This window comes from Patulibacter sp. (assembly GCF_030655195.1).
GTDB lineage: Bacteria > Actinomycetota > Thermoleophilia > Solirubrobacterales > Solirubrobacteraceae > Patulibacter.
In genome coordinates, this window is sequence record NZ_JAURWA010000091.1 from 1 (window position 1) to 16,675 (window position 16,675).

Annotated in this window: 19 protein-coding genes and 1 pseudogene; 10 read left to right on the top strand and 10 right to left on the bottom strand. The window is 74.7% G+C overall.

The features are described from left to right. The first annotated feature begins 102 nt into the window (after positions 1 to 102). The 4 genes from Q7T67_RS09450 to Q7T67_RS09465 all read left to right on the top strand — a co-directional run bounded on the left by Q7T67_RS09450 (position 103) and on the right by Q7T67_RS09465 (position 3,697). Positions 103 to 387 (top strand): hypothetical protein, encoded by a 285-nt coding sequence (locus Q7T67_RS09450; RefSeq protein WP_304788404.1) that lies wholly within the window; start codon positions 103 to 105, stop codon positions 385 to 387. Continuing rightward, entirely contained in the window at positions 384 to 842 is a 459-nt protein-coding gene (locus Q7T67_RS09455; RefSeq protein WP_304788406.1) for a histidine phosphatase family protein, read from the top strand. The genes Q7T67_RS09450 and Q7T67_RS09455 overlap by 4 nt, the downstream gene beginning before the upstream one ends. Before the next feature lie 3 nt (positions 843 to 845). Next, on the top strand, positions 846 to 1,745 hold the full coding sequence (locus Q7T67_RS09460; protein WP_304788408.1) for a DNA-formamidopyrimidine glycosylase family protein: 900 nt from the start codon (positions 846 to 848) through the stop codon (positions 1,743 to 1,745). Between the two features lie 122 nt (positions 1,746 to 1,867). Then, positions 1,868 to 3,697 (top strand): FAD-dependent oxidoreductase, encoded by a 1,830-nt coding sequence (locus Q7T67_RS09465; protein ID WP_304788410.1) that lies wholly within the window; start codon positions 1,868 to 1,870, stop codon positions 3,695 to 3,697. 20 nt (positions 3,698 to 3,717) lie between these two features. On the opposite strand, the gene Q7T67_RS09470 is transcribed toward Q7T67_RS09465, so the two are convergent. Beyond that, positions 3,718 to 4,674 carry an NADP-dependent oxidoreductase gene (locus Q7T67_RS09470; protein WP_304788412.1) on the bottom strand — a complete coding sequence of 319 codons (957 nt, stop codon included), beginning with the start codon at positions 4,672 to 4,674 and terminating at the stop codon, positions 3,718 to 3,720. Between the two features lie 94 nt (positions 4,675 to 4,768). Next, positions 4,769 to 4,966, bottom strand: a complete 198-nt coding sequence (locus Q7T67_RS09475; RefSeq protein ID WP_304788414.1) for a PspC domain-containing protein — start codon at positions 4,964 to 4,966, stop codon at positions 4,769 to 4,771. 98 nt (positions 4,967 to 5,064) lie between these two features. Here Q7T67_RS09475 and bcp point away from each other — a divergent pair, with 98 nt between their 5' ends. Further along, positions 5,065 to 5,550, top strand: coding sequence for a thioredoxin-dependent thiol peroxidase (gene bcp, locus Q7T67_RS09480; RefSeq protein WP_304788416.1), 486 nt, complete (start codon positions 5,065 to 5,067; stop codon positions 5,548 to 5,550). A 93-nt stretch (positions 5,551 to 5,643) separates the two neighbouring features. Then, a complete protein-coding gene (locus Q7T67_RS09485) occupies positions 5,644 to 6,141 on the top strand; it encodes a DUF4188 domain-containing protein (protein WP_304788418.1) in 498 nt (165 codons plus the stop codon). Between the two features lie 100 nt (positions 6,142 to 6,241). Here Q7T67_RS09485 and Q7T67_RS09490 read toward each other — a convergent pair whose 3' ends face one another. Continuing rightward, entirely contained in the window at positions 6,242 to 7,141 is a 900-nt protein-coding gene (locus Q7T67_RS09490) for an SMP-30/gluconolactonase/LRE family protein (protein ID WP_304788420.1), read from the bottom strand. A gap of 158 nt (positions 7,142 to 7,299) precedes the next feature. On the opposite strand from Q7T67_RS09490, the gene Q7T67_RS09495 reads away from it, so the two are divergent. Continuing rightward, positions 7,300 to 7,881, top strand: a complete 582-nt coding sequence (locus Q7T67_RS09495) for a hypothetical protein (RefSeq protein WP_304788422.1) — start codon at positions 7,300 to 7,302, stop codon at positions 7,879 to 7,881. 55 nt (positions 7,882 to 7,936) lie between these two features. Here Q7T67_RS09495 and map read toward each other — a convergent pair whose 3' ends face one another. The 4 genes and pseudogenes from map to Q7T67_RS09515 form a co-directional block, all read right to left on the bottom strand. Further along, positions 7,937 to 8,677, bottom strand: coding sequence for a type I methionyl aminopeptidase (gene map / locus Q7T67_RS09500; protein WP_304788424.1), 741 nt, complete (start codon positions 8,675 to 8,677; stop codon positions 7,937 to 7,939). 473 nt (positions 8,678 to 9,150) lie between these two features. Then, on the bottom strand, positions 9,151 to 9,762 hold the full coding sequence (locus Q7T67_RS09505; protein ID WP_304788426.1) for a flavin reductase family protein: 612 nt from the start codon (positions 9,760 to 9,762) through the stop codon (positions 9,151 to 9,153). Positions 9,763 to 9,895: 133 nt separating this feature from the next. Beyond that, positions 9,896 to 11,404: pseudogene (locus Q7T67_RS09510) on the bottom strand (MDR family MFS transporter); the annotation flags it as partial. A 102-nt stretch (positions 11,405 to 11,506) separates the two neighbouring features. Further along, positions 11,507 to 12,178 carry a pentapeptide repeat-containing protein gene (locus tag Q7T67_RS09515; protein WP_304788428.1) on the bottom strand — a complete coding sequence of 224 codons (672 nt, stop codon included), beginning with the start codon at positions 12,176 to 12,178 and terminating at the stop codon, positions 11,507 to 11,509. 150 nt (positions 12,179 to 12,328) lie between these two features. Here Q7T67_RS09515 and Q7T67_RS09520 point away from each other — a divergent pair, with 150 nt between their 5' ends. Both Q7T67_RS09520 and Q7T67_RS09525 read left to right on the top strand, forming a co-directional pair. After that, entirely contained in the window at positions 12,329 to 12,799 is a 471-nt protein-coding gene (locus Q7T67_RS09520) for a hypothetical protein (protein WP_304788430.1), read from the top strand. Then, on the top strand, positions 12,799 to 13,479 hold the full coding sequence (locus Q7T67_RS09525; protein WP_304788432.1) for an HAD family phosphatase: 681 nt from the start codon (positions 12,799 to 12,801) through the stop codon (positions 13,477 to 13,479). Before Q7T67_RS09520 ends, Q7T67_RS09525 begins: the two co-directional genes overlap by 1 nt. Before the next feature lie 170 nt (positions 13,480 to 13,649). Here Q7T67_RS09525 and Q7T67_RS09530 read toward each other — a convergent pair whose 3' ends face one another. Then, the gene (locus Q7T67_RS09530) at positions 13,650 to 14,333 is read right to left on the bottom strand and encodes a Bax inhibitor-1 family protein (protein WP_304788434.1); all 684 of its coding nucleotides are present in this window, start codon (positions 14,331 to 14,333) and stop codon (positions 13,650 to 13,652) included. A 208-nt stretch (positions 14,334 to 14,541) separates the two neighbouring features. Between Q7T67_RS09530 and Q7T67_RS09535 the strand changes: the two genes are divergently transcribed. Further along, the gene (locus Q7T67_RS09535; protein WP_304788436.1) at positions 14,542 to 15,558 is read left to right on the top strand and encodes a lysylphosphatidylglycerol synthase transmembrane domain-containing protein; all 1,017 of its coding nucleotides are present in this window, start codon (positions 14,542 to 14,544) and stop codon (positions 15,556 to 15,558) included. 100 nt (positions 15,559 to 15,658) lie between these two features. Here Q7T67_RS09535 and Q7T67_RS09540 read toward each other — a convergent pair whose 3' ends face one another. Then, the gene (locus Q7T67_RS09540) at positions 15,659 to 15,925 is read right to left on the bottom strand and encodes a hypothetical protein (RefSeq protein ID WP_304788438.1); all 267 of its coding nucleotides are present in this window, start codon (positions 15,923 to 15,925) and stop codon (positions 15,659 to 15,661) included. A gap of 138 nt (positions 15,926 to 16,063) precedes the next feature. Further along, positions 16,064 to 16,675: class I SAM-dependent methyltransferase (locus Q7T67_RS09545; RefSeq protein ID WP_304788440.1), on the bottom strand; the 612-nt coding region annotated here is incomplete at its 5' end.

Below are 16,675 nucleotides of genomic sequence, written 5' to 3' on the forward strand. Positions count from 1 at the left end.
CGCCCCGGCTCGCGCGCCCGGGCGTCCCCGCGCCCCGTGCACGCCGGCGTGCCGCGCGGCGGGACCGTGGGCGGCCCCCGGCCGCCGACGTAGACTCGGAGGATGAGCCCGCCCGCCTCGTCGACCATCGTCCGGACGGCCCTGCGGGTCGTGCCCGGCCGGCGCTCCACGGGCGCCCGGATCCTCACCGTCGCCGCGCTGGCCACGGCGCTGGCCTCCGCCGGTCGCCGGCTCTGGCTGGCCCGGGCGGCACGACGCTTCGCGGCGGTGCGAGGCCCGCGGTTCGAGCGTCCCGCGGTCGCGCTGCTGCCCGCCGCGGGCGCCTCCGGCCCCGCTGCGCGGCGGTCGGCGGTCACCCCCGACCCCTCGACCGAGGATCCCTCGTGAGCGAGCTGCTGCTGCTGCGCCACGGCACCGCCGAGGACCGCGCGCCGTCGGGTCTGGACGCCGACCGCGACCTGACCGCGAAGGGCGAGGCGCAGGCGCGCGCCGCGGGCGTCGCGCTGGCCGCCCTGGGCCTGACCCCCGACGTCGTCCTCGCCTCGCCGAAGGTCCGAGCGTGGCGGACGGCGCTCCTGGCCTGCGAGGCCCTCGGCGGTGCACCCGTCGAGCACGGCGCGGTCGTCGGGCTGGACCGGGACGAGGCGCTCCAGGCGGCCGGCCTCGGCGACCGCGTGCTCGTCGTCGGGCACGAGCCGGACCTCTCGCAGGTCGCCTTCGACCTGACCGGCGCACGGCTGCGGATGCGCAAGGCCGCCGTCGCGCTGATCACGGTGCAGGGCTCGCGGGCCGAGCTCCGGGGTCTGATGGGCCCCGACGTCCTCGCGCGGGTCCGGGGCTGAGTCGTGCCGGAGCTGCCGGAGGTCGAGATCACCGCGCGGCTCCTCTCCGCCGCGCTGCAGGGTGCGACCGTCGACTCGGCGCGTGCCCCGGGCCTGGCGACGATGCAGACGTTCAAGCCACCGCTCGACGCGCTGGCCGGCTCGACGCTGACGGGCATCGAGCGGCGGGGGAAGATGCTGCTGGTCCGCTTCGCCGGCGGGGGGCTCGTCACCGACGACGACCCGGACGGACGTGCCGTCCTGCTGGTGCACCTGATGAGCGCCGGGCGCCTCCAGCTGTTCGAGAAGCGGGCGACGATGAAGGACCGCACGGCCCGCATCGTGGTCCGGCTGCAGGGCGGGGCGGACGGCTTCGACGGCGAGCGAGAGCTGCGGCTGAAGGAGTTCGGCACCCGGCAGTCCGCCTGGGGGCGGCTGCTGCGCGAGGCCGACCTCGAGGCGGACGAGCGGCTGAGCACCTTGGGGCCGGAGGCCTGGCCGGACCCGCCGGACCTCTCGATCCTGCCCCCGCGCCGGACGCTCCGAGGCGCCCTGCGCGACCAGCGGGTGATCGCCGGCGTCGGGCGACGCTGGGCCGACGAGGTGCTGTGGGAGGCGAAGATCGCCCCGTTGCGCCGCGCCGGCGACCTCGACGACGACGAGCGCGCGGCACTCCGCGAGGCGATCCGCATGCGCCTGGACGAGGCGATCGCCGGCTACGCGGAGACGCTGAAGCTGCCGCTGAAGGACAAGATGCCGGTCCCCGAGCGCGTGCACGGCCGGGCGGGCGAGGCCTGCCCGCGGTGCGGCGACACGATCCTCGCCGTGCACTACGAGAGCGACGAGATGGCGTACTGCCCGACCTGTCAGACGGGCGGCAAGCCGTACAAGGACCGCCGCTTCTCGCGGCTGCTCAAGGACTAGCGGGCGCGCCGTACGGTCCGAAGAGGTGACGCAGGCCCCCCGAGCCGCTAAGGTGACGCAGGCGTCATTCTTTTGGTCCGGTCCCTCACGGCCGGTCCGGGGCAGCGAAGAGGGAGAGCGGCATGGCAACCACGGCAGGCGATCGATCGGCGAGCACGGGCCCGGTGTCGGGCGTCGCCCGGAACACGGGCGACGACGGCTCCTTCGACACGGACTGGGTCGTCATCGGCTCGGGCTTCGGCGGCTCCGTCAGCGCCCTGCGCCTGAGCGAGAAGGGCCACCGCGTCACGGTCCTCGAGCGGGGGGAGCGGTTCGAGGACGACGCGATGCCGAAGAGCTCGTGGGACCTGCGCCGCTACTTCTACGCGCCGCGCTTCGGCCTGCGCGGCCTGTTCAAGCTGACGACGTTCAAGGACGTCTTCATCATGAGCGGCGCCGGCGTCGGCGGCGGCTCGCTCGTCTACGCCATGACCCTCTACGTCCCGCCGAAGGCGTTCTTCGAGGACCGGCAGTGGGGCGACCTGGCCGACTGGCGCAGCGACCTGGCCCCGCACTACGAGACCGCCCAGCGGATGCTCGGCGTGACCGACGTGACCGCCGACGACCCGGCCGACCAGCTGCTCAAGGAGTACGGCGAGGAGATCGGCGTCGGCAACACGTACCGCAAGGCGCGCGTCGGCACGTACCTCGAGAACCCGGGCGTCGAGACGGCCGACCCGTACTTCGGCGGCGAGGGCCCCGCCCGCGTGGGCTGCTCCTCCATCGGGCGCTGCATGCTCGGCTGCCCCCAGGGGTCGAAGAACTCGACGACGAAGAACTACCTGCACTTCGCCGAGCACAAGCACGGCGCGACGATCGCCCCGGGCCGCGAGGTCGTCTCGCTGACCCCGCTGAACGGCACCGACGGCACCGACGGTTGGCAGATCGTCCACGAGCGCACGGGCGCCCGGTTCCGCAAGGACCGTCAGGCGATCCGGGCGCGCGGCGTCGTCGTCGCCGGCGGGGCGCTGGGCACCAACGAGCTGCTCGCCCGCTGCAAGATCAACGGCGACCTGCCGAAGATCTCCGACCGCCTCGGCCACCTCGTGCGCACGAACAGCGAGGCGATCCTGGGCGTCACCGTCCCGGAGGGGCGGGCCGAGGCGCTGTCCAAGCGCGTCGCGATCACCTCGTCGATCTACCCCGACCCGCACACCCACATCGAGACGGTCACCTACGGCGAGGGCGGCGGCGCGATCCGCGGGCTCTTCACCGTGCTGACCGGCAACGGCACGCGCCTGACACGGCCGCTGAAGTGGCTCGGCCAGATCGTCCGCCACCCGCGGTGGGTCTTCGAGCTGCTGTTCTCGAAGAACTGGTCGCAGCGCACGATCGTCGTCCTGGTCATGCAGTCGCTGGACAACTCGATCTCGCTCGTGGCGAAGGGCCGCAAGGACGGGCGGGTCAAGCTGCAGACGCGGCAGGACCCGGACAACCCGAACCCGACGTTCATCCCGGCGGCCAACGCTTTCACGTCGTGGCTGGCGCGCAGGACCGGCGGCGTCCCGGGCTCCTCGACCACCGAGGCGCTCTTCAACATCCCGTCGACCGCGCACATCCTCGGCGGCGCGCCCATCGGGCGCGACCGCGACCACGGCGTCATCGACAAGGACCACCGCGTCTTCGGCTACGAGAACCTCCTCGTCTGCGACGGCGCGGCGATCCCGGCCAACGTCGGCGTCAACCCGTCGCTGACGATCACCGCGATGACCGAGCTGGCGATGGATCGCATCCCCGCCAAGGGCGGCGCCGCGGCCCCGGCCGCCATCGGTCGTGTCGCGATCGCCGGCAAGACCGCCAGCGGCGAGCCCGAGCCGCTCCCGGAGAGCTGGACGACGGCCGGCGCCGTCGAGGAGCAGGCCATGACGCAGGGGCAGTCCGACCACGAGGAGCAGCACCCGACCCCGGCCTGAGGGTCGGGGCCCGGCCCCGCTCAGTCGATCGTCAGGACGATCTTGCCCTGGGTCCCGCCCGAGGCGATCAGCTCGTGGGCGCGGGCCGCGTCGGCGAGCGGGAGGACCTGCGAGACGTGGGGCTTCAGGGCCCCGCGCTCGACGGAGCCGGTGAGCAGTTGCAGCTCGAGACCGTCCGGGGCGACGAAGACCGTCGGGTCGTGGACGCCGTCGGGCGCGGCCTCGCGGTCGCCGCCCGTGGGCAGGGTGACGATCGTCCCGCCGGGTCGGACCGTCGACAGGGCGGGCGCGCGGGCCGGTCCGCCGAAGCAGTCCAGGACGAGGTCGACCGGCTCGACGCCGTCGGCCCAGTCCTCGCGGGTGCGGTCGAGGATCTCGTAGGCCCCCAGCCCGCGGACGAAGTCGACGTTGTCGGGCGACGCGACCGCGATGACGTGGGCCCCGAGGTCCGCGGCGATCTGGACGGCGAGGTGCCCGACGCCGCCGGCCGCGGCGGTGACCAGGACGCGCTGGTTCGTCTCGAGGCCGCCGGCGTCGACGAGCGCCTGCCAGGCCGTCAGGCCGCCCATCGCCAGCGCCGCGGCGTGCGCGTCGTCGAGGGAGCGCGGGGACCGGCTGAGCTGCGACACGTGCGCGACGGCGTACTCCGCGTAGGCGCCGGCGGCGTGGGGGAACCCGACCGTCCCGAAGACGCGGTCCCCGACCCCGAAGCGCGCGACGCCGAAGCCGGCCTCGACCACCGTGCCCGCCAGGTCCCAGCCGGGGATCCACGGCCAGTCGGCGTCGCCGAGGAAGCGCGCCGCTCCGGCGCCGGAGCGGGTCTTCGCGTCGACGGGGTTGACGCCGGCGGCCGCGACGCGGATCAGCACCTGACCGGGGCCGGGGGAGGGGCGCGGCACCTCGCTCTCCTCCAGCGTCTCGGGCCCGCCGGGGGCGGGGGCGACGATCGCGCGCATCGTGTCGGGGAGCTCGGGCATGCCGCGGACTCTGCCACGGCGGGGCGGGATCACCGTGCGGGGCGGGGCCTCGGCGCGATGCGGGACCTCGGCGGGGGCGGTGCGGGGCGGGGCCTCAGCGGCGCGGGGCCTTCGGGATCAGCGCCCAGCCGACGAGGTAGGCGAGGATCTGCGGGCCCGGCAGCAGCATCGACACGACGAAGAGCACGCGGACGAGGGTGCGCGACGTGCCGAACCGGTTGGCGAGGGCCGCGCACACGCCGGCGACCACCTTCCCGCGACGAGGACGGACGAGCGAGGTCGAAGGAGCCATGGCCGACCCGTACCCCGACCCCGGTGGACGGACGCCCGTCGTCCCGGGTCCTGCGCCGTGCCACGATGGCCGTCCGTCACCCGACCCGAGGAGCACCCGTGCCCCTGCCCGAGACCGGCCAGCCCGCCCCCGACTTCACCCTGCCCGACGCGGAGGGCACGCCCGTCACGCTGTCCGACCTGCGGGGGACCTGGGTCGTCCTCTACTTCTACCCCAAGGCCTCGACGCCGGGGTGCACGACGCAGGCCTGCTCCGTGCGGGACCACCGGGCGGACTACGAGTCCCGCGGCGCCCGCGTCCTGGGCGTCTCGCCCGACCCCGTGAAGAAGGTCGCGTCGTTCGTCGAGAAGCAGGCGCTGGACTTCACGCTGCTGGCCGACGAGGACCACGAGGTCTGCGACCTCTACGGCACGTGGGTCGAGAAGTCGATGTACGGCAAGACCTACTGGGGCGCCTCGCGCTCGACGGTCATCGTCGACCCCGAGGGCGTCGTCGCCGAGGTGTTCCCGAAGGTCAAGCCGGCCGAGCACGACGCGAAGGTCCTGGCGGCGCTCGACGCGCTCCAGGGCGCGGCGACCGCCTGAGCCGCGGCCCCCGCCTGAACCCCGGCCCCCGCCTGAGCCGCGGCCTCCGCCCGTCCGCCTGACGGGCGGACGGGCGAGGTCTAGGCTCGCGCCATGACCGTCGTCCACGGGCGCCACACGGCGCGGATCGAGGGGGACTTCGTCGTCTTCCTCATCGGCTTCCACATCAACAAGCCGCTGCACGTGCACCGCTGGGTGCCCGTGATGGCGTCGATGCAGCCGATGATCCGCGAGCTCCGCGCCCAGCCGGAGCGGGGCCTGCTGGCCACGCACCTCGGCTGGATGTTCGGCGGCTTCGCGTACGTGCAGTACTGGCGGTCGTTCGAGCAGCTCGAGGCGTACGCCCGGGCGAGCGACGCCGCCCACCTGCCGGCGTGGGCGCGCTTCAACCGCCGGATCCGGGGGACCGACGCCGTCGGCGTCTACCACGAGACCTACCGGGTTCGGGCGGGGGAGTACGAGGGCATGTGGGTCGACATGCCCCGCACCGGCCTGGCCTCGGCGGGCGAGCACGTGCCCGTGGGCTCGACGAGCACCGCGGCCCGCCGGATGGGCCGCGACGACGAGGCGGGCGCGCCGGTCTCGCCCTGAGCGGCCGCTCGGCGGCCGTCCCGCCGGGGGCGCCGGTCTCGCCCGGAGCGGCCGCTCGGCGGCCGTCCCGCCGGGGTGGCCGGTCCGGACGGCGAGCCGCCTACGGCCGCCCGGCGTGCGGGACGTCGACCCGGACCGTCAGCAGCTGCGCCTCGCGGGTGTCCGCGCGGTTGTGCTCGTAGAAGTCCGGCGCGGAGCAGAGCAGCAGGGTCCGGCCGTCGTCGCCGCCCAGCGCGCAGGCGAAGACGCCCAGGCCTTCGGGTGCGGTGACCTGGTCGACGAGCTCGCCGCCGGGTGCGACCCGGACGGCGCGACCGCCGACGGCGTCGGCCGCCCAGATGTGGCCCTCGGCGTCCAGCGTGCAGCCGTCCGGGGCGACGACGAGCTGCGGGATCGTCTCGTCGACCGTGGCGTCGCGCACCTCGGGGCCGAACGACGCCCAGGTCCGGCGGTTCGAGAGCTCGCCGTCGGGGCTCAGGTCGAACGCGGTGTAGCGGTTGCCGAGCGTCTCGCCGACGATCAGGGTCGCGCCGTCGTCGGTGATGACGGAGCCGTTGGGGAACCGCAGGCCCTCCGCGACGACGGTGACGCTGCCGTCCGGATCGATGCGCTTGAGCGATGCGCCCGTCGCGTCGCCGCCGCCCATCAGGTCGAACCCGAAGTCGCCCACGAAGACGTGCCCGGCGGCGTCGACGACGAGGTCGTTGAGGTGCCCGCCGCTGTGCTCGGCCAGCTCGGCGAGGGTCGACACCTCGCCGTCGGCGAACCGCAGCACCCGTCGGTCCTTCATCGAGCTGATGACGAGCGACCCGTCCGGCAGCCAGCCCAGGCCGGACGGCTGGTCGTCGAGCTCGACGACGACGGTCTCCTCCCCGTCGGTGCTCCAGCGGCTGACGCGGCGGCGGTAGAAGTCCGAGGTCCACCAGGTGCCGTCCCGCCATCGCGGGCCCTCGAAGAAGCTGCCGCCGGTGGCCAGGACCGAGATCTCGCGGGCGTCCATGGCCCGACCCTAGAACGGCCGGCGCGCCTGCGTGGGGTTTCGCGCCGGACCCCGTCCGCGGACACCGTCATCGCTCCTCGAGCGACGAATCCCGGTTTCTGGATACGGATTCACCTGTCGCGCCGCGTCGCGGCCCCCGGTCCCGCTACCTTGCGGCCATGCGCGACGGTTCGACTCCACGCATCCACGGGCCGGCCGGTGCCCGCCCCGCGGCGGTCCGCCGCCCGGCGCGACCGGCGCTCGCGATCCTCGTCGCGGGCACCGCGGCCCTCGGTCTGACGGCCTGCGGCGGCTCGGACGGCGACGACGAGGCGACGGTCGCCCCCGACGCGGCTCCGCCCGTGAGCGCGACCACGACGGCGGCCGCGCCCGCCGCGGGTGGCGACGAGGAGTCCCGCGCGGGCGCCGTCGTCACGCAGTACGTCGCGGCGTTCTCCGCCGGGGACGGCGAGGCGGTCTGCAGGCTCTACACGCCGGCCCAGCGTCGCCGGATCGCCGACGCCGCCGACGACTCGTGCGCCGAGGGCATCCGCACCGCCTACGCCCAGGGTGGCGGGGAGGACGGCTTCAAGCGCTCGCTCGGCAACCTGCGCGTCGGCGCGGCGACGGTCACCGGTCGCACGGCCGTCGTGCGGCTCGTGGCGCCGCAGGGCGGCGGGGGCGACACGAACCCGCTCGAGGTGCAGCTGCAGCGCTCGGGCGACACCTGGCGCATCTCGCGCCCCGGCGGCGCGGGCTGACGCCGAGCCCGGCGACCCACCACCCACGGCCGTGCGGGTGGGCTGGGTCGGGCGGTCAGGCCGTCAGCACGATCGGCGCGCCGTCCTGCACCACGATCGTGTGCTCGACGTGCACCGACAGCGCGCCGTCGGCGGTGGCGATCGTCCAGCCGTCGCCGCGCTCGACCAGGCGCGGATCGCCGAGGGTCAGCATCGGCTCGACGGCGATCACGAGGCCCTCCTCCAGCGGCGTGCGCAGCGTCGGGACGTCGACGTTGGGGACGGTCGGGTCCTCGTGCAGCTCGCGGCCGATCCCGTGGCCGCAGAGCTCCTCGAAGGGGCTGGCGCCCAGCGCCGCGGCGGTCTCCTGCACGGTGCGGCCGATCTCGCGCAGCGGCATCCCCGCCCGGGCGACGCCGAGCGCCGCGGCCAGGCAGGCGTCCGCGGCGTCCAGCAGCCGACGGGCCTCGTCGGAGACCTCCCCGACGGGCACGGTCACCGCCGCGTCGGCGAGCCAGCCGTCCAGCTCGGGGGTGACGTCGAGGGTGACGAGGTCGCCCTCGCGCAGCTTCCGCCCACCGGGGATGCCGTGGACGACCTCCTCGTTGACCGAGATGCAGGTCGAGCCGGGGAACGCGTAGGTCTCCATCGGCCCCGACAGCGCGCCGTACTCGTGGAACGTCCGCGCGGCGATCAGGTCCAGCTCGGCGGTGCTGACGCCCGGGGCGACGGCCTCGCGCATGCGGCGCGTGGTCTCGGCGACCAGCGCCCCCACCCGGCGCAGACCTTCGAGCTCCTCGGGCGTCCGGACGATCATGCGCCAAGCGTAGTCCGGGAACGGCGCCCGGGCGCCGTGGCGGGCCCCCCGCGTTCCTGTCGGCGTGCTCCCGGATCGCGTTCCTGGAACGGGGCGGGCGTCCGTCCGGCCGCCGACGCTTCGATCCCGAGGCACTCCGCGATGCCGACCGATCGACCGATGGTCGGCTGATGGGTGCGGGCCGTGCCTCCCTGGGAGAACAGACACGTCGCCGGTCGTAGTCACCGGGTGAATCACCGTATGCGCCCGGCGAGTCACGCCGAAGACGTGTCCATAGGGCTGGGCTCGCCGGCCCCCCGCCTCGACGTGTCGCCCGGCCCGACGGGTCGGCCGCCTCGTCCGGTCGCCCGCCTCGACGCGTCGCCCGCCCCGACGGCCCCCCCCCGCCTCGACGGGTCGCCCGCCTCACTCCGCCGCCGAGGTCCGTCGGCCCCGCGGCTCCGTCGGCCCCGCGGCTCCGTCGGCCCTGCAGCTCAGTCGGCCTCGTACGGGATGCGGTCGATGCGGCGGATCTCGCCGCGGGTGCCCCACTCGGTGCGGCCCAGGCGCGACAGGGGCGCGAGCCGGTCGATGTCCGGCAGGCCGTCGTCGGCCAGCAAGTCGGTGTGTACCGCAGCGTGGACGACGCGGCCGAGCACGACCCACGAGTTGCCCAGGCCGACGACGCTGTGCAGCCGGCACTCGAGCGCGACCGGCGACGCGGCGACCCGCGGCGGCCGGACGAGCGAGCTGCGCTCGCGCTCCAGCCCGACGGCGTCGAACTCCGACACGTCCTCGGGGTAGTTGGTGCCGGTGGCGTTGACCTGCTCGAACAGCGGCTCGGGCGTCAGCGAGACGACGAACTCGCCCGTCGCCTCGATGTTGCGCAGCGAGTCCTTCCGGCCGACGGAGGTGAACTGCACGATCGGCGGCGCGACGCAGGCGACCGTGAAGAACGAGTGCGGCGCCAGGTTGTCGACCCCGTCCTCGGACGTCGTCGAGACCCAGGCGATCGGCCGCGGCACGATCGAGGCCGTCATCACCTGGTAGAAGCGGCCGGAGCCGAGCTCCTCGGGATCGAAGTCGGTGCGGGGGGCGGTGGGCATCGCGTCGCACGGTACCCACGACGGCGGCCCGGGTCGCAGGCATGGCGCCGTGCGTCGTCGCGTCGGGTCGTTGCGTGGGCTGCCCGCCCCGCCGGCGGGGTGTCGCGTCCGGGCCCCGCCTGCCCCGCCCCGGTCAGTCTCCCGCGGGCGCCGTCCCGGGCCCGGCCGGCGTCCCGGCCGGGTGCGCGCCGCGGGGGACGGGGTCCCGGCCCATCGTGGCTGCGGCGTCGGCGTCGCGGATCCGGGAGGCCATCGCCACCGCGAGCAGCAGCAGGACCGCGGCGGTGAGGAACGCCGCGTGGTAGCCGCCGAGGTCGGGCGACGCGGCCCGCGCCACCTCCGCGGGCGACGGGCCGACGACGGAGATCACGGTCGCCATCACCGCCACGCCGAGCGCGGCGCCCGTCTGGCGCAGGGCGTTGAACAGCCCGGAGGCCTGCCCGGTCCGGGCCGGGCTGACGTTGGCGAAGACGGTCGACTGGGTCGGGATGAAGACGAACGACATGCCGCCGCCCAGGACGAACATCACCGCGACGACCACGGCGTCGGGGGTCGACGCGTCGACCTGGGTCAGGCAGAGGGCCATCAGGGCCACCGTCGTCGCCCCGCCGCTGATCAGCCGCCGCGGCCCGAAGCGCCGGTAGACGCGCGAGACGACCTGCGACCCGACCATCACGCCGATCGCCTCGGGGAACGTCAGCAGGCCGCTCTCGGTGGCGGTCCGCCCGAGGCCCTCCTGCTGCAGCAACGGGAACGCGTAGAGCAGCCCGAGGAACCCCGCACTGGCGGGCAGGACCGTCAGCGTCGACCGGCGGAACAACCGGTCGCCGAAGATCCGCAGGTCCAGCAGCGGGAAGCGGACGGCGAGCTCGCGCCGCACCAGCAGGCCCAGCAGGACGAGGCCGAGGATCCCGGGGACGAGGACGCCGGCGGACCCCCAGCCACGGGAGGGCCCCTCGGTGATCGCGAACATGAGCCCGCCGAGGCCGGCGCCGGCGAGCACGAAGCCCGGCGCGTCGAAGCGCCCGGTCTCCTCGACGACGTCGTCGTGGCGCGGCAGGTACTTCGACCCGAAGGCCAGCGCGGCCAGGCCGACGGGCACGTTGACGAGGAACGCCCAGTGCCACGACAGGCCGTCGACGAGCAGCCCGCCGAGGACGGGGCCCAGCGCGGGGGCCGCGGCGGTCGGGACCGTGAGGATCTTCGACGCCCGGATCCGCTCCTCGGGCGGGAAGACGCGGAACAGCATCGCCATGCCCACCGGGGTCAGCATCCCGCCGCCGACGCCCTGCAGCACCCGGAACGCGACGAGCTGGCCGAGCGACCCGGCGAGCGCGCAGAGGGCGGAGGCGACCGTGAACAGCGCCAGGGCGATCAGGAAGATCCGCCGCGTCCCGAAGCGGTCGCCCAGCCACCCCGACGCCGGGATCACCACCGCGATGCTGACGAGGTAGGCCGACGACACCGCGCCCGTGCTGGACACCGTGCTGTCGAAGTCGCGCCCGATCGTCGGGATCGCCGTGTTGACGATCGTCGTGTCCAGGATGTTCATGAATATCGCGGCCACGAAGACGACCGAGACGACGACCTTCGGGTTCTGGAACACGCGCAGCACGGCGGTCAGTGTTGCGGGCCCGCGGGCCGGGCGCCTGTGCGACGGGCACGGCTGTCGGTCCGCGGCGCGGCGGGCCGCCCGGTCTCGGGCTCGGCGGACGGAGCGGGAGGGCCGCGCGGCGGGCGGGGCCTACCCGTCGAGGAGCCGGACGCCCAGATGCCCGGCGAACGCCCCCGCGGAGCCCAGGACGTCCTCCCAGCGCATCCCGACGCCACGGAGCTGCTCCAGCCCTCGGGCACCCTCGAGCGGACAGCCGAGGAGCTCGGTCCGGGTGAACCGTGCGCCGGTCAGGTCCGCCTCGCGCAGGTCGCACCGCTCCAGCAGCAGGTCCTCGCCCGCGACGTACTGCAGGTCGGTCCCCGTCATCAGGCAGTCGACGAGCACGACGCGCCGCAGCCGCGAGCCGCCCAGCGCCGCCAGGTCGACCCGGCAGTCGCGGAGCACGACCTCGTCGAGACGGGCGTCCGTCAGCCGCAGGCCCGTCAGGCGGGCCCCGCGGATCTCGACCCGCCGCCAGGTCGCCTCGCGCAGGTCGGCGTTGGCGAGGCTCCCCCCGGCGACCACGACGTCCTCGAGGTCCAGCAGGGGCAGCCGGGCGCCGGCGAGGTCGACGCCCGTCATGCGGGCGCCGGCGAGCTGCACCCCGCGGGCGTCGACGCGCTCCCCGCCGGTCCAGGCGACGTCGACGTCGCGCAGGACGTCGTCGTGGGCGGGCGGCGCCTCGTCCCCCACGGGCCGCAGGTCGCCCGGCACCCGCGGCTCCGCCGGGGTCCGCGGGGAGTGGTCGGGAGTGCGGGCCATCCCGCGATCCTCACAGCCCACGCGGCAGTCCGCGGGCACGTCGGGACGGGCTGCGCGGGCACCGCGGCGGGGCCCGGCGGGGCGCCTTCGGACGTGGCCGGACGGTGGGAGGATGCGCCCGGACGCCCGAGGCGGCAGAATGCTCCGGTGATGCGTACGACCCGCGTGCTTCCAATCGCCCTGGCGTCCGCGCTGGCGCTCGCCTCCACCGGCTGCGGCAGCGACTTCAAGAAGGACGAGCCCCAGACGGCCGCACGCGACTTCCTCAGCGACGTCCTGGCGACGAACAACGGGCAGCGGGCCTGCGACTTCATGACGCAGCGCGCCCAGAAGCTCTTCGCGGGCGACGCCGAGGGCGTGGGCTGCCGCAGCACGATCGAGCGCGCGAAGCTCGTCGGCGACGGCGACAAGCTGCTCGTGGACACCACGGGCGAGGTCAAGGACCTCGAGTACTCGACCGAGAAGACGGGTGACGACGAGGCGGTCGTCACCGTGAAGACCAACGGCGGCCCGACGCTGCGCCTGACGCTCGCCCACAGCGAGGGCCTCGGCAACCTGTACGAGCCGCCCACCCCGTGGCGCATCACGGGCGGCGCCGAGACGCTCATCAAGGGCACCTGATGCCGTCGGCGGCGTCCGCGGCGGTCCTCCGCCCGGCGGCCGTCGTCTTCGACAACGACGGCACGTTCCTCGAGACGGAGTCCGTGTGGTCCCGCGCCGAGGAGGAGCTCTTCCGCCGCCGGGGCCTGCCGTTCCTGGCCGAGCACAAGCTCGAGCTGATCGGGACGAGCTTCGTCCACGCGTCGGAGTCCCTCGAGCGCTTCCTCGGCGAGCCCGGCGGTGGCCCGGCGATCATGGAGGAGCTCGTCGACCTCGTGCACCGCGAGCTCGACGGCGAGGTCCCCGTCATGCCCGGCGCCGAACGCCTCGTCGATGCGCTCCGTGCCGAAGGGATCCAGGTGGCCATGGCCACCAACGCGGCCCGGGGCTTCGCCGAGAAGGCACTGCACCGCGCCGGCCATGCGGACACCTTCCCGGTGCTCCTGACGGCCGAGGACGTCGTCGACCCCAAGCCCGCCCCGGACATCTACCTGGCGGCCGCCGCGGCGCTCGGCGTCGACCCGGCCGACTGCGTCGCCGTCGAGGACAGCCCCACGGGCGTGCGCTCCGCCGTCGCCGCCGGCATGACGGTCCTGGGCGTGACGAGCTTCCCGGGCGTCGACCTCTCGCACGCGCACCACCGGCACCCGTCGCTCGAGGACCCCGCGCTCTGGGCGCTGCTGGGCCTCGACGGCGACTGACCGCCGACCACCCGTCCGGTCCGCCGACCCGTCCGGTCCGCCGACCCGGTGGGCCGCCCACCCGGCCGGCCGTGCCCCCGCTCCTGCGGCCCCCGTCCCGGAACGACGACGGGGCGGCCGTGGCCGCCCCGCAGGTCCCTCGTGCCCCGGGCCGCGCCCGGGGCGGGTGCTCAGTCGCCGAAGATGTTCAGCATCGTCAGGAAGATGTTGACGACGGCGACGAAGATGCCGGTGGCGAGCCACACGACGTCGTCCTCGGTGGCCTGCAGGCGCAGGAAGTTGAAGTAGATGACGATCGCGACGGCCGAGACGGCACCGATCACGAGCGAGACGACGTCGCCGGCGATCCCGCCGCCGCCGCCGAAGATGAGCATGCCCCAGGAGACCGCGACGGCGACCAGGAGGATGATCGAGATCGGCTTCATCCAGCCCGAGAGGTCCTTGGCGATCAGCGTGCCGCCGGCGCCCGCGGCGACCACGACGAGGCCGGTGGTGCCGGCCGCCTTCGTGACGACGTCGGCCTGACCCGTGACGTTGAGCTGCTGCAGGACCGGGCCGAGCCCGAGGCCGAGGAGCAGGGCGACGATGAAGAGGATCGCCATGCCCGCGCCGCCGGTGCGGAGCGAGCCGATGAACGCCTGGGCGAACAGCAGCACGACGGCGGCGATGGTGCAGCCCATCGCGGCACCCTGGCCGAGCGGCTCCGCGTCGCCCGGACCGGCGCCGACGTAGGAGCCGGCGACGAGGAAGCCGATCGCGACGGCGACCAGGAACATCGTCTGGCTGAGGATGGCGCCGTACGACGCACGCTGCGTCTGGGCGTAGGGGAGGGAGTAGCTGCGCGTCTCCGGCATGGTCTCGTTCTCGCTCGAGGGCGGTGGGGACAGGATGGACACGGATGATTCCGCGCCCTGCTGAGCCGAGGGTAAACCACGTCGCGCCATCTGTGGACCGGGGCGCCAGGCGAGCGCCCGTGCGCCAGATCCGCGCCGGGGCACCGTCTGCGCCGTCCGCGGCCCCGGCGTCGCGCGGTCCCGTCGACGCCCGGCGTACCCTTGCGGGGTGTCCCCGGCCGACCCATCCCCGACCGTGCCGCCGCTGGCCGGGGTCTCGGACGTCTTCGACGCGATCGGCAGCTTCTTCTCGTCGATCGCGAGCGTGAGCTTCGGGCCGCTCGTGATCGGTCTGGTGCTCTTCGTCGCCTACCTGACGATCCGCTCGCGGGGCTTCTTCAACGTCCTCCGGGCGGCCTACCCGACCGAGACGATCCAGTGGCGCCGGGTGTGGGGGGCGTACATCGCCGCCTACGGGTTCAACAACGTGATCCCGGCGCGTGGCGGCGACGTCATCAAGGTCTTCCTGATCAAGACCTCGATCGACCGATCGACCTACCCGGCGATCACCGCGGCCATGTCCGTCGAGGCGCTGTTCGACCTGTCGATCGCGGTCCCGATCCTGCTCTTCGCGTTCACCCAGGGCGTGTTCCCGTCGCCCCCCGAGTTCGCGGATCTCGGGGCGTTCGACCTGTCGTTCATCTTCGGCAACCCCAAGCTCAGCCTGTTCGTGCTGACCCTGCTGGGCGTCGCGTCGCTGGTCGCCTTCGCCGTCCTGTCCGAGCGCGCCCGACGGTTCTGGGCGAAGGTCCGCCAGGGCTTCACGATCCTCGGGGACCGGCGGCGCTTCTTCCGCGAGGTCTGGCTCGTGCTGTTCGCCGGGTACCTCGTGCGCCTCGCCGCGTTCTGGATGCTGCTGGAGGCGTTCCACATCGGCGGCTCCGTGCGCAACGTCCTGCTCGTCCACGGCATCAACGCCGTCGCGGCGCTCATGCCGTTCACGCCCGGCGGGGCCGGGGTGCAGCAGGCGTTCATGGTCAAGGTCTTCGCCGCCAGCGCGACGGGGGCGACGGTGGCCGCCTACTCCGTCGGCCAGCAGATCGCGATCGCCGTGATCTGCCTGGGCGTCGGCTTCGTCGCCCTGGTGAAGATCTTCGGCTTCCGGTCCTTCAAGGAGGTCATCCAGGCCGGCAAGGACCACCGCACGGCCGAGGCCGCCGCCGCGGAGGGCGGGGGCGGGGCATGACCCCGCGACGGGCCCCCGACGATGGCGGGTGGGCCGGGCCGTGCGGACCCGCACCGCGGCCGGGCCCGAGACGCCCGGGTCGGGGCCCGCGGGTCCTCTTCTAGCCGAGGCCCTGGCGGGCCTCGCGCACCAGCGTGACGGCCTCGGGGAAGACGACGGCCATCACCTGACGGATCTGGTTGGCCTGCGCCTCGGCGTCGCCCTGCAGGTTGACGCGGCCGACCGCGGCCACCGTCATCTGCACGGCCAGGCCGATCGCGTTGTCCGCCCAGGCCAGCTTCTGCTGGCCCTGCATCTGGTCAGCGAACTCCATCATCTTCCGCTGCAGGTCGTCCGGGTCGCCGAAGAGTCCGCCAAAGCCTTCCATCGGCCGATCGTAGCGCCCCGGCGCCACCGGGTCGGGCCGGTCCCGGACCGGGGACGGGGCGCGGCGCGGCGAGCGCCGGCGCGCCACGGGTCCGGGGCAGGCCGGCGGGACCGTCGGCCCGTGGTGCGCCGGCCGGGCTCAGCGGGGCCGGCGGGCGACGAGGACCATCGTCCCGCCGCGACCGCGCGCCCCGGCCGCGAACTCGAGCGCGGCGAGCAGCGGGAGCAGCGGCAGCGACGCCAGGGTGATCAGGAGCGGGCGTGCGCGCAGCGGGGCCGCGCGCTTGAGCAGGTAGTAGAGGTACGACGTCGTCCCGCTCAGGCGGTTGACGACGGACTGCCACATGCCGAACGGGTTGTGCTCGAGCAGCACGCCGTGGAAGGCGACGACCTCCAGGCCGGCGGTCTGCGCGGCACGCGCCAGGCCCTCGGGGCTGAAGTGGGTGCGGTGGCGCGGGACGTCGAGGTGGAACCAGTGGTCGCCGCCGATCCGCGCCTGCAGCGCCCGGACGTTGGGCACCCCGACGAGGACCAGGCCGCCGGGCCGGAGCCAGCCGCGCAGGGTGGCGAGCGTCGCGGGCGGGTCCTCGACGTGCTCGAGCACGTGCCAGAGGGTGATCGCGTCGACCGAGCCCGGGTCGACGACGGCGTCCTCGATCCCGGCGCGCTGCAGCTTTACGCCGTAGACGTCGCGGGCGGCCTCGACGCCGCGGGCGGCCGGCTCCAGGCCGCCGGCGTCCCAGCCCGCCGC

Excerpts from the sequence above, each read along its gene's own strand:
- Q7T67_RS09450 (WP_304788404.1), top strand. The coding sequence starts at position 103 with ATGAGCCCGCCCGCCTCGTCGACCATCGTCCGGACGGCCCTGCGGGTC.
- map (WP_304788424.1), bottom strand. The coding sequence starts at position 8,677 with ATGATCGTCCGGACGCCCGAGGAGCTCGAAGGTCTGCGCCGGGTGGGG.
- Q7T67_RS09520 (WP_304788430.1), top strand. The coding sequence starts at position 12,329 with ATGCGTACGACCCGCGTGCTTCCAATCGCCCTGGCGTCCGCGCTGGCG.
- Q7T67_RS09470 (WP_304788412.1), bottom strand. The coding sequence starts at position 4,674 with ATGCCCGAGCTCCCCGACACGATGCGCGCGATCGTCGCCCCCGCCCCC.
- Q7T67_RS09540 (WP_304788438.1), bottom strand. The coding sequence starts at position 15,925 with ATGGAAGGCTTTGGCGGACTCTTCGGCGACCCGGACGACCTGCAGCGG.
- Q7T67_RS09485 (WP_304788418.1), top strand. The coding sequence starts at position 5,644 with ATGACCGTCGTCCACGGGCGCCACACGGCGCGGATCGAGGGGGACTTC.
- Q7T67_RS09465 (WP_304788410.1), top strand. The coding sequence starts at position 1,868 with ATGGCAACCACGGCAGGCGATCGATCGGCGAGCACGGGCCCGGTGTCG.
- Q7T67_RS09530 (WP_304788434.1), bottom strand. The coding sequence starts at position 14,333 with ATGCCGGAGACGCGCAGCTACTCCCTCCCCTACGCCCAGACGCAGCGT.
- Q7T67_RS09495 (WP_304788422.1), top strand. The coding sequence starts at position 7,300 with ATGCGCGACGGTTCGACTCCACGCATCCACGGGCCGGCCGGTGCCCGC.
- Q7T67_RS09525 (WP_304788432.1), top strand. The coding sequence starts at position 12,799 with ATGCCGTCGGCGGCGTCCGCGGCGGTCCTCCGCCCGGCGGCCGTCGTC.
- Q7T67_RS09475 (WP_304788414.1), bottom strand. The coding sequence starts at position 4,966 with ATGGCTCCTTCGACCTCGCTCGTCCGTCCTCGTCGCGGGAAGGTGGTC.
- Q7T67_RS09515 (WP_304788428.1), bottom strand. The coding sequence starts at position 12,178 with ATGGCCCGCACTCCCGACCACTCCCCGCGGACCCCGGCGGAGCCGCGG.
- Q7T67_RS09505 (WP_304788426.1), bottom strand. The coding sequence starts at position 9,762 with ATGCCCACCGCCCCCCGCACCGACTTCGATCCCGAGGAGCTCGGCTCC.
- Q7T67_RS09490 (WP_304788420.1), bottom strand. The coding sequence starts at position 7,141 with ATGGACGCCCGCGAGATCTCGGTCCTGGCCACCGGCGGCAGCTTCTTC.